The 10,463-nt window shown below is 59.2% G+C and carries 9 protein-coding genes; all 9 read left to right on the plus strand.

What is annotated here, in order from left to right; all coding sequences use genetic code 11:
* The first annotated feature begins 54 nt into the window (after positions 1-54).
* A complete protein-coding gene (locus tag KQI10_RS00500) occupies positions 55-1,482 on the plus strand; it encodes a cell wall metabolism sensor histidine kinase WalK (RefSeq protein WP_216565394.1) in 1,428 nt (475 codons plus the stop codon).
* A gap of 259 nt (positions 1,483-1,741) precedes the next feature.
* Positions 1,742-2,980 (plus strand): S1C family serine protease, encoded by a 1,239-nt coding sequence (locus KQI10_RS00505; RefSeq protein WP_216565395.1) that lies wholly within the window; start codon positions 1,742-1,744, stop codon positions 2,978-2,980.
* Between the two features lie 13 nt (positions 2,981-2,993).
* The gene (locus KQI10_RS00510; protein WP_216565396.1) at positions 2,994-3,728 is read left to right on the plus strand and encodes an acyl-[acyl-carrier-protein] thioesterase; all 735 of its coding nucleotides are present in this window, start codon (positions 2,994-2,996) and stop codon (positions 3,726-3,728) included.
* 368 nt (positions 3,729-4,096) lie between these two features.
* Entirely contained in the window at positions 4,097-5,170 is a 1,074-nt protein-coding gene (locus tag KQI10_RS00515) for a uroporphyrinogen decarboxylase family protein (RefSeq protein ID WP_216565397.1), read from the plus strand.
* Between the two features lie 266 nt (positions 5,171-5,436).
* Entirely contained in the window at positions 5,437-6,765 is a 1,329-nt protein-coding gene (gene rsxC, locus KQI10_RS00520; protein ID WP_216565398.1) for an electron transport complex subunit RsxC, read from the plus strand.
* Between the two features lie 13 nt (positions 6,766-6,778).
* Positions 6,779-8,314, plus strand: coding sequence for an RnfABCDGE type electron transport complex subunit D (locus KQI10_RS00525; RefSeq protein ID WP_216565399.1), 1,536 nt, complete (start codon positions 6,779-6,781; stop codon positions 8,312-8,314).
* 11 nt (positions 8,315-8,325) lie between these two features.
* Complete coding sequence (gene rsxE, locus KQI10_RS00530; protein WP_216565400.1) at positions 8,326-8,988, plus strand: electron transport complex subunit RsxE; 663 nt, start codon at positions 8,326-8,328, stop codon at positions 8,986-8,988.
* Between the two features lie 3 nt (positions 8,989-8,991).
* Entirely contained in the window at positions 8,992-9,564 is a 573-nt protein-coding gene (locus tag KQI10_RS00535) for an electron transport complex protein RnfA (RefSeq protein WP_216565401.1), read from the plus strand.
* Positions 9,565-9,576: 12 nt separating this feature from the next.
* On the plus strand, positions 9,577-10,377 hold the full coding sequence (locus KQI10_RS11860; protein WP_216565402.1) for an RnfABCDGE type electron transport complex subunit B: 801 nt from the start codon (positions 9,577-9,579) through the stop codon (positions 10,375-10,377).
* Positions 10,378-10,463: the final 86 nt, after the last annotated feature.

Below are 10,463 nucleotides of genomic sequence, written 5' to 3' on the forward strand. Positions count from 1 at the left end.
GGAAGAGGAAGACCGCTCTTTTTTTGCATCGGCGGGAAAGAGAATGGATTGCCTATGAAATCTTCTTTTGGACGCAGCTTTTCCGTGTTCGCCGGGATCCTTCTGGTGGCCCTGACCGTGCTGGGCGGGTCCTTTCAGATGATGGTGCAGGATTACCTGACCCAGACCTCCTTTCAGAGTCTGGAGCAGGACGCCCAGATCATTGCCGACCTGGCGACCTCCTGTCTGGATGAAAACAGCCTGAGCAGCCGGGAGTTCCTTATGAATCTGGATGTGGCCGCCAAGGTCTCCGGGTCCGATACGGTGATCTGCAACACCCAGGGGAAGGTCATCATCTGTTCTGACAATCTGGCGGAATGCAGGCACAAGGGGCTTTATGTAAACCAGGACTACCTGAATAAGGTCATTTCTCAGGGTTTGGACCGGGCCACGGGCCTGATCAAGGGCCTTTATGACGATGAGCGCTTTCTGGTGGCAAGCCCCATTCTCAGCGACGAGGGGAAGACTCTGGGCATCCTGATTGTCTCGTCCCCTCTGGCGGGGGTCAACGCGGTGCTGACCAGGATCTCCAATATCTTCCTGACCATTGCCACTCTGGTGGTGCTGGCCTCGGTGCTGGCGGTGTCCCTCTTTGCCCGCCGGGAGAGCAAGCCCCTGCAGGAAATGGCCAGAGTGGCCAACGCCTTCGGCCACGGAGAGCTGGAAGCCCGGGTGAAGATCGAGGAAAACTATTCCGAGGAGGTGGAGGAGCTGGCTCTGGCCTTCAACAATATGGCCTCCAGTCTCCAGAAGAGCGAGTACCGCCGTCAGGAGTTCGTGGCCAATGTGTCCCATGAGCTGAAGACCCCCATGACCACCATTTCCGGCTATGTGGACGGTATGCTGGATAAGACCATCCCCGAGGAAAAATGGCCCCACTATCTGCAAATCGTCTCCGACGAGACCAAGCGGCTCAGCCGGCTGGTCCGCAGTATGCTGGATATCTCTCAGCTCCAGACCCAGGAGGGCATTCCGGACGAGAAAAAGATTCAATTCGATCTGGAGGACGCATGCAGTCAGGTGCTGCTGACCTTCGAGAAGAAGATCGACGACCGGCATATCAACGTTCAGGTGGATATGCCGGACCACCCGGTGTTCACCTTCGCCAACGAGGACTATATCACCCAGGTCATCTACAACCTGATCGACAACGCCGTGAAGTTCTGCCCGGAGGGGGGGACGCTGGGCCTGAAGATCAAGGAGGGCGGGGCGAAAGCCTATGTCTCCGTCTCCAACGATGGCGACACCATCCCGCCGGAAGAGCTGCCGCTGGTCTTTGACCGGTTCCACAAGCTGGATAAGAGCCGCTCCAAGAACCGGGATGGCTGGGGCCTGGGGCTGTATATCGTAAAGACCATTGTCTGCGCCCACGGCGAAAACATCAGCGTCACCAGCCGGGACGGCAAGACGGAATTTACCTTCACCATGCCGCTGGTGAATTAAAAAGGCTGCTGTAAAATGGCTCCCCTGAAAGGGGAACTCAGCGTGTCAAAAAAGTCCAAAGGATAGGATGTCGTTCTGAACCAGTCCTCAGACTGGTGTGGGAATCCCCCAGTTGAACGTAAAAACTACTGGTTTAGGAACTAAAATGTTTGAAAATCCGGGGGATTGCCACGGCAGTGTGCGCACTGCCTCGCAATGACATGGTTCTTCGATAGCCTGAGCTTTCCCCCGGGGGAAGCCTTAGTAAGGAGGTATCCAAATGAACGACAGAGGCTTTCCCTTTGACAGCGGGTGGGACGACGGTGTTTACGGCACCGGGTCTACCCAGCCGCCAAAGAGCCACAGGGCGGTCATTGCCCTGCTGCTGGTAACGGTGATCTTCCTGGGCGGTATCACCACCGCCATGAGCATCCTGAATATCCGGCTCTTCCGGGAGCTCCACCGGAAGGAGGACGCGCTGACCGTGGCCTATGCCGTTCAGGAGCAGGCCACAGAGGCGCCGGAGACCCAGCCCCCGGAGACCCAGGCGGCGGAGCCTGCCCGGCGGGCCACCATGGACATCCAGCGGGGAGCGGCCAGAACCGAGGGCGCCCTGAGCTTACAGGAGATATACGAGAAAAACATTCCCTCCGTGGTGTCCATCACCTCCCAAACGGCCTCCGGCACCTCTGCGGGCACCGGCGTCATCGTCTCCGACGCGGGCTATCTGGTCACCAATTACCATGTGGTCCGCCGGGCCCAGTCCATTGACGTGAAGCTGACGGACGAGCGGGAACTGACGGCCAGCGTGGTCGGTGAGGATCCGGTGTCCGATCTGGCGGTGCTGTATATCGCGGCGGACGGCCTGACCCCCGCCCAGTTCGGTGATTCCGACACTTTGCGGGTAGGCGATTCCGTAGTCGCCATCGGCGATCCTCTGGGCGTGGAGCTGCGGGGCACCATGACCGACGGCATCGTCTCCGCCATCAGCCGGGATGTACAGGTGGACGGCCGGACCATGAATCTGATTCAAACCAACGCCGCCCTGAATTCCGGCAACTCCGGCGGCCCGCTGATCAACAGCATGGGTCAGGTTGTCGGCATCAACACCATGAAGATCGGGGCCTTTGCGGACAGCTCCGGCGTGGAGGGTCTGGGCTTCGCCATCCCCAGCGCCACGGTACAGGAAATCGTCAACCAGCTGCTGACTCAGGGCTATGTATCCGGCCGTCCCTGGCTGGGGATCGAGGGCGAGAGCTTCTCCACCTTCTACCAGCGTTTTTACCGGATTCCCCGGGGCGTGTATATCACGTCCGTCCAGTCCGGCAGTCCTGCCGGGACGGCGGGATTGCAGTCCGGCGACATCATCGTTTCCGTTGACGGCACCGCCGTATCGGATATGGAGGATCTGGATTCCCTGCTCTACGCCCATATCCCCGGCGATACCATGACGCTGACCATTTACCGCAGCGGCCGTCAGGGGGACGTGACCGTGACCCTGACGGAGAAACAACAATAAAAGAGGCATCATTATGGAACTTGTATTTACGAAAAGCTATGAGATCAAGGACAATATGGTAGACTGCTATGGCTTCCTGCGCCCGGCCCAGATGCTGTTTATCGCCCAGGACGTGGCGGGGGGCGATTTTGAGAAGGCGGGGAAGAGCAGCGAGGATTTGGCGCTGCAGCGTCGCTTTTGGGCGGTGGTGCGGCAGAGCGTGCAGATCACCAGAACGCCGCGGTCCGGCGAGACCCTCCGGGTGGAGACCTGGGCCATGCCCCAGAAATCCACCTATTGCCCCAGAAGCGTAGTGGCCTATGACGAAAAGGGCCGGGAGTGCTTCAGCATCACCTCCATCTGGGTCATTATGGACATGGATACCCGGGAGCTGGTGCCCGTGGCGAAAAGCGGCATCCAGCTCAGCGGCATCCTCCGGGGCTCGGAGCTGGCGATCCCCAGGGGATTGAAGGAAGCGGAGCACAGCCATTCCAGCCTGCGGACGGTCCGGTATTCGGATATCGACCGGAATCAGCACATGAACAATACCCGGTATCTGGAATGGGTGGACGATCTGTTTTCCGCCGGCTTCCACAGAACCCATACCCTGCGGGAAATCCTTGTGGACTACCTGAAGGAGTGCCAGGAGGGGGATACTCTGGACCTGCGCTACGGCATCTGGGACGACAACACCGTTCAGGTGGACGCCCACCGCACGGAAGACGGCAAGGACCGCCGGGTTTTCGCGGCAAGGCTGTTGTATGTGTAAAAGTGGAAAATAAAGTGTTCTGTTAACCGGAAATCTCCACAGCTGTTCAAAGAGCTGTGGAGATTTTTTCACAGTTTCCCAAAAAAGCCGGGAAAAATCAGGCTTTTTCACAGCATAGCCTGTGGAGAAACCTGTGGACAATGTGGATAACTTCTGTGAAAAACCGGTGGGATGCCTGTGGACAGGAGATTTATGTTCCGCGAACATGTGTACGGAAAACACCATATGTTCCAACGTCACAAAAACACGGCCCCGCCGATTCGGACTTTTTGGATTCCGGGTCCGTAGCGCAAACGCGGTGGAAACGGTACAATAGAGGCACAAACAATTGTGGGGGGAACCACAAATACGGAAAGGAGTTTTTCACAATGGCTGTTGGTCAATTTATGAAGCGGGCCGCGGAGCGGGATTACAGCAGGTTCTGGGCAGAGGAAGGGTCCTTCCCCTGGCTGTTTCAGCAGGCGCTGCCCCCGATTACGGGCCGCCCGATCAGTGTCCGGGAGAACTATGAGCGCTGCGTCCGGGGTGAGCAGCCCTACTGGATGCCCAACTATTTCCTGGAAAAGAACATCGTCTGGCCCGATGCCGTGGAGGAGCACCCCGTTCCCGAGAAGAACGGCTTTGACTGGTGGGGTGTGGATTGGTACATGGAGCCCGGCATCGGCGGCATGATTACCAAGCCCGGTACCCGGGTGATCTCCGATTTTGCCGAATGGAAAAACGAGGTGGAGTGGCCGGACCTCTCCTGCGTGGACTTTGCGGCCGACGGCAAAAAGCTGCAAAGCCGTCTGGATCCGGACCGCGCCCATATTTTTGAATGCACCGAGGGCGTTTTTGAGCGGCTCCATGAGATGATGCCCTTTGACGAATCCCTGCTCGCCTTCTACGAGGAGCCGGAGCTTCTGGAGGAGTTTTTCCAGAAGATGGCGGACTATAAGATTGAGGTCTGCCGGAAGGTCTTTGAAAACTACGGCGTTGTGGACGGCGTGCTGTACCATGACGACTGGGGCACCCAGCGGGGCGGTTTCTTCTCCAACGAGATGTTCCGGGAGCAGATCATGCCCGCAACCAGGCGAATTATGGACTACATCAAGAGCCAGGGAAAATACATTGAGCTCCATTCCTGCGGCAAGAACATCCAGTATGTGCCGGAAATGATCGAGCTGGGCATCGATATGTGGACGCCTCAGGTGGGCATCAACGAGCCGGACTTCCTGGTGGAGACCTACGGCGATCGGATGACCTTTGCCTTTGATATGCCCATTGCCCCTGAGGCCACAGAGGCCCAGATTCGCCAGCAGACCCGGGACTTCGTAGACCGCTTCGGTGCCAGGGGCCGCGTCATGTGCTGGATCATGGGCACCCCCGAGCAGTCTGCCATCGCGAACGATGAACTGTATACCTATTCCAGCGCCTACTACAAGAAGCTGTATAACCGGTAACACAGAGTGCCCCCTGCCTGGTTTCTGGGCAGGGGGCATATTGCGCTTATTTTTGGAAACCACTTCCTTTTCGTGCAAGATGTATCAATAAAACTGGAACGATTTGGATGAAGTATGCAAAATATACGAAAAAGTTCGTTGCATTGGCAACGGAATAAAAGCGCAAAGGTTGATTCTTGCGGTCGGATAAATTACAATAGTAGGGCAATCTTTCCCGGGGGTATTCTGCCCGCGGGAAAATCTGAATTCGATAAGGAGAGGTACACATGGAAATCAAAACATTCCATGGCGGTGTCCATCCTGCGGAGCATAAGGAGCTTTCCAAGGAAAGCCCCCTGACGCCGCTGCTCCCAAAGGGTGAACTGGTCTATATGACCAATCAGCACATCGGCAAGCCCGCTTCCCCGGTGGTGAAGAAGGGCGACCATGTTCTGGCGGGTCAATTGATCGCGGAGGCAGGCGGCTTTGTGTCCGCCAACATCGTCAGCTCTGTGTCCGGCACGGTCAAGGCGGTGGAGCCCAGAAAAAACGCCTCCGGCGGTTCCGCCATGGCAATTGTTGTGGAGAACGATGGAGAATACACCCTGGCCGAGGGCGTGGGTGTAGAGAGCGATACGGCGAATCTGAGCAATCAGGAGCTTCTGGCAAAGATCCAGAAGGCCGGTATCGTGGGTATGGGCGGCGCGGGCTTCCCCACCCATGTAAAGCTCACCGTCAAGGCCCCGGAGAAGATCGACTACGTCATTGCCAACGGCGCCGAGTGCGAGCCCTACATCACCTGTGACGATCAGCTCATGCGCACCCGGTCTGCCGAGATCGTGGAGGGCCTGGAGTATATGCTGCGGCTGTTCCCCAACGCCAGGGGTGTGGTGGTCATTGAGAACAACAAGCCCGAGGCCATTGCCGCCATGGAAAAGGCATGCCAGGGCCATGACCGGGTCTATGTCCAGCCCGTGCTTACCAAGTACCCCCAGGGCGGCGAGCGCTCTCTGATCACCGTCATTACCCAGAAGCATCTGAAGCTGGGTATGCTGCCCGCCGACGCGGGCTGCGTGGTGGACAACGTGGGTACCGTCTACGCCATTTACCGGGCGGTGAAGTTCAACGAGCCCCTGATGGAGCGTGGCTTTACCGTGTCCGGCGACGCCGTCCGGAACCCGGGCAACTTCTGGGTAAAGATCGGCACCAGCCATCAGGAGCTGGTGGACGCCTGCGGCGGCTTTGAGCAGGAGCCGAAGAAGGTCCTCAGCGGCGGCCCCATGATGGGCTTCGCCATGACCGGCCTGGAGGCCCCCATCTGCAAGAACAACAACGCCCTGACCTGCCTGACCGTGGACGAGGTGGAGATCGCCGAGAGCGAAATGACCGCCTGCCTGCGCTGCGGACGGTGCAGCCGTGCCTGCCCTCTGGGCCTGTCTCCCCAGCTGATGCAGGTGGCGGCCATCCGCAAGGACTACGACCGCTATGAGCACAAGCTCTATGGTCTGGATTGTATCGGCTGCGGCTGCTGCACCTATGGCTGCCCCGCCAAGCGGCCGCTGATGCAGCTGTTCAAGACCACCAAGGCCGAGATCATGGCCATGAAGAAACGATAAGGAGGGTTGCGCGATGGATAACCTTTATAATATTTCCTCCTGCCCCCACGTCCGCAGCAAGCTGACCACGCAGGTGGTCATGACCGATGTGCTCATCGCCCTGCTGCCCACGGCCATTCTGGGCGTGCTGTTCCATGGCTTCCAGGCGTTCCTGGTCATTGCCCTGTCCATGGCCAGCGCCGTGGCGACGGAGTACCTGTTCAATGTGGTCACCAAGCGGAAGCAGACCATCTATGACCGCAGTGCCATGGTAACGGGTTTGCTGCTGGCCCTGACCCTGCCCGCCCAGGTGCCCCTGTACCTGCCTGTGCTGGGCTCCGTATTTGCCATTCTGGTGGTCAAGTGCCTCTTCGGCGGTCTGGGCCACAATATTATGAACCCCGCTCTGACGGGCCGCAGCTTCCTGCTGATCTCCTTCGGCAGCATGATGACGGTCTACTCCGTGGACGGCGTGTCCGCGGCAACCCCCCTGGCGCTGCTGGCCCAGGGCCAGACCATCGAGCTGCTGCCCATTCTGCTGGGCAACGCCAGCGGCGTTATCGGCTCCTCCGCGCTGGCTCTGCTTCTGGGCGGCATCTATCTGCTGCTCCGGGGCGGCATTACCTGGGAGATTCCCACCTCCATGATCGCCACCACCTGGCTGTTCCTGGTGATTTTCGGCGGGTATGGCTTTGACCCCGCCTACATCCTGCCCCAGCTTCTGGGCGGCGGCCTGCTGATGGCGGCCTTCTTTATGGCCACCGACCCCGTGTCCTGCCCCTCTACCAGAGACGGCCAGATCGTCTTCGGCATTTTCGCCGGTCTGCTCATCGGCCTGTTCCGGGTGAAGGGCGCTTCCGCGGACTCCACCACCTACGCCATCCTGCTGGCGGACCTGTTCGGACCCATTATTGACGACCTGATCATCCCCACTCCCTTCGGCTACCGCATCCCCAAGGAGCGGAAGAAGGCCATTCCCAAGCCCGTTATTATCCTGCTGGTCATCACCCTGATCGCGGGCCTGGCCCTGTCCGGCGTGTATGTCATGACCAAGGATACCATTGAGGAGAACAAGGCTGCCGCCAACAAGGCTGCCCTCATGCAGGTTCTGCCCGAGGCTGCGGACTTTACCACCGACGCGACCCTGCAGGCCAGACTGGACGATCAGGGCGATTCCTACAACCCGTCTTTCGGCGGCGCGAAGATTCAGAGCGCGGCCGTTGGCGTGGACGCCTCCGGCAACGTTGTGGGCTACGCCGTTACCGTCTTCAACTCCGACAGCTACGACAGCGGTCTGACTCTGGTGGTCGGCATTCGGGCGGACGGCACCGTCAACAGCATTTCCTTCACCGAGCTGCACGAAACCGCCGGCATGGGCATGAAGTGCGATGAGCCCGCGTTTAAGGATCAGTTCAATAACGTGAAGGTCGACAAGTTCATTCTGAACAAGGCCGGCGGCTCCACTGCGGACAACGAGATCGACTCCGTCTCCGGCGCGTCCGTCACCTCCGGCGCTGTGGTCAACGCCGTCAATGCCGCGCTGGACTTCGTGTCCGGTGTGATGGGTTAAGGAGGGATACCATGAAACCCTGTGTAGAACGTCTTTACAACGGCATCGTGAAGGAGAACCCGGTATTTGTGCTGATGCTGGGCATGTGCCCCACTCTGGCCGTTACAACCTCTGCCATCAACGGTGTGGGCATGGGCCTGTCCTCTCTGGTGGTTCTGGCAATTTCCAATCTGGTTATTTCCCTGCTGCGGAAGATCATCCCCGACGAGGTCCGGCTGCCCGCCTTTATCGTGGTGGTCGCCTCCTTCGTCACCGTGGTGGAGCTGCTGATGGAGGCCTATATGCAGAGCCTCTACGGCGCTCTGGGCATTTACATTCCCCTGATCGTGGTCAACTGCATCATTCTGGGCCGCGCCGAGGCCTATGCCTCCAAGAATCCCCCTCTGCCGAGCCTGTTTGACGGCATCGGCATGGGCCTGGGCTTCACCATCGGCCTGACCATCATCGGCGCCATCCGGGAGCTGCTGGGCAATGGCTCCATCTTCGGCATTTCCATCCCCGGGTATGAACCCATGGCTTTCTTCGTCCGGGCCCCCGGCGCTTTCCTGGTGCTGGCTGTGCTGATCGCCATTATGAACGCCGTAGGTATCAAGAACCGGGCTAACAAGATGACGGAGGGCTGCGACGGCTGCTGCGCCAGCTGCTCCTCTGCCTGCGACAAAAAGGAGGGCTAAGGTATGAGCCTGATTACGATCATTGTCACCACGGCTCTGGTCAACAACGTGGTCCTGAGCCAGTTTCTGGGCATCTGCTCCTTCCTGGGCGTGTCCTCCCAGAAAAAGGCGTCCCTTTCTCTGGGCCTGGCCGTTACCGCCGTTCTGACCGTGTCCTCCGCCGTGGCAAGCCTGCTGTATGATCATGTGCTGCTGCCCCTGGGCCTGGATTATCTGAAAACCATCGTCTTTATCCTGGTCATTGCCGCTCTGGTGCAGATGGTGGAGATGTTCCTGAAGAAGAACGCCCACGCGGTCTACCAGTCTCTGGGCATTTACCTGCCCCTGATTACCACCAACTGCGCCGTGCTGGGCGTGGCCCTGACCAATGTGCAGAACGGCTATAACCTGATGCAGAGCATCTTCGCCGGCTTCGGCACCGCCGTGGGCTATACCATTGCCATCGTGCTGCTGGCCTCCGTCCGGGAACATCTGGACGAGGAAGCCATTCCTGCCCCCTTCCGGGGCGCACCCATTGTGCTGCTGTGCGCGACCTTGATGGCTATGGCCTTCATGGGCTTCAGCGGCCTGGCCTAAGGAGGAAGAGAAATGCCGGATATTTTGATCGCCACGCTGGTGGTGGGCGTTGTGGGCCTGGTTCTGGGCCTGGCTCTGGTAACTGCCAGCAAGAAATTCTATGTAGAAACCGACGAGCGGGTCACCAAGGTCAGGGAGTGCCTGCGGGGCGCCAACTGCGGCGCTTGCGGCTATGCCGGCTGTGACGCCGTGGCGGAGGCCATTGTCAAGGGCGAGGCCCGTGTGGATGCCTGCCCCGGCAACAGCTCCGAGAATATCGCGAAAATCGCCGCTGTTCTGGGCAAGGAAGCCATTGACCAGGATCCTCAGGTGGCCTATGTCCGCTGCGCGGGAACCTGCGAGGCCACCAAGGCCAAGGGCGCCTACGTGGGCCTGCAGGACTGCCGCGCCGCCGTCCTCTCCGGCGGTCTGGGCTTCATGTCCTGCGATTACGGCTGCATCGGTCTGGGCAGCTGCGTAAAAGCCTGCCCGGAGGGCGCCATCTCTCTGGAGAACGGCATTGCCCATGTGAATTCCGCCAAGTGCATCGGCTGCGGCCTGTGCGCCAAGGCCTGCCCCAAGCACGTCATTGAGATGCACGACCGGGTAACTAAGGTTGCCGTCAGCTGCTCCAACCATGATCGCGGCCCCGCCGTGAAGAAGGTCTGCGTGGCCGGCTGTATCGGCTGCGGCATCTGCGTCAAGCAGTGCGAGCATGGCGCCGTGACGCTGGAAAACAATCTCGCCACCGTAGACCCCGAAAAGTGCGTGGCCTGCGGCAAGTGCGTGGAAAAGTGCCCCACCAAGGCAATTCATTTCGTGCAAGGCAAATAAGACAAAACGGGGCTGTTAGAAAACTCCCCCTATCAGCACAGTAGCCAGTGCCACCCGGCACTGGCTACAAAAAGTATTAAGAAACG

The sequence above is a fragment of the Pseudoflavonifractor sp. MSJ-30 genome, from assembly GCF_018918045.1.
Taxonomy (GTDB): domain Bacteria; phylum Bacillota; class Clostridia; order Oscillospirales; family Oscillospiraceae; genus Faecousia.